This window comes from Arthrobacter sp. TB 26 (assembly GCF_000427315.1).
Lineage (GTDB): Bacteria > Actinomycetota > Actinomycetes > Actinomycetales > Micrococcaceae > Arthrobacter.
Window position 1 is genome coordinate 1 of sequence record NZ_AUPJ01000223.1, and the last position, 920, is coordinate 920.

Consider the following 920-nt stretch of genomic DNA (forward strand, 5'->3'; position numbering starts at 1 on the left):
CTGACCCCGCGTTGCTGTTGTCTGGTCTCCTCGCCGGCGGCTGCTCCGCCGTCGGGCTGGCGTCTGGCAGACTGACCACATGACCGTGAGCTTCGTCTGCCGCACCGAATCCGTCCTGCCCAAGGAACAGTTGTACAAGTAAAGGGCCCCTTCAAGGCGTTCCGCCATGTCCACGAATTCGCGTCAAACGACGCTGGGGCCGTCATGACGGATCGGATTGAATTCTCGGCACCCTTTGGACCGCTGGGCTGGCTTGTCGAGCGGCTCATCCTGCGCCGCTATCTGGAAGGCCTTATTGCTGGGCGCGGTGTCCTCCTCGCGACGCCTTGTCCGGGCCCGGGCACCGGCCTACACTCACGGCTATAGGCCGGTATACGGCCGATCCAGCCCAATTCCAAGGAGACAGCCGTGGCGCCAAAATACGGAGTGCTGGCACTGGTCGAAGCCAAGCCGGGGAAGGAACAGGACGTCTGGGACTTCCTCAACGGGGGCCGCGAGATAGTTCTGGCCGAGCCCGGCACCCGGACCTGGTATGCCTTCCGGGTCAACGAGAACACCTTCGGAATTTTCGACACGTTCGACACCGAGGAGGACCGGCAGGCCCACCTCAACGGAGCCATCCCCGCGGCCCTTGGCGAACACGGGCCCGAGCTGCTGGCCAAAGACCCTGACATCAAACTGATCGAGCTCATCGCGGTGAAATAGGCCCATGGCTGCCCGGACGGCTACAGGGTGACCCGGACCGCGGCCTGAGCCCGCCAACTGTGTGACGCGGCGTTACCCCGCGTGAACGGGTGTTTCCCTACCGTTGTTCCGCCCTATGGCCCCGCCCTATCGTCGATGCATGGCAATTCAGGACATTTACCCCACGGCGCTGCGCCTCCTCGGACGCCCCGTGCTGGTCGTCGGCGGCGGCCCGG

General features: G+C 64.8%; 1 protein-coding gene. It reads left to right on the forward strand.

The window, feature by feature from the left end:
- Positions 1-408 precede the first annotated feature (408 nt).
- Positions 409-705 carry a putative quinol monooxygenase gene (locus K789_RS0107920; protein WP_024366292.1) on the forward strand — a complete coding sequence of 99 codons (297 nt, stop codon included), beginning with the start codon at positions 409-411 and terminating at the stop codon, positions 703-705.
- Positions 706-920 lie beyond the last annotated feature (215 nt).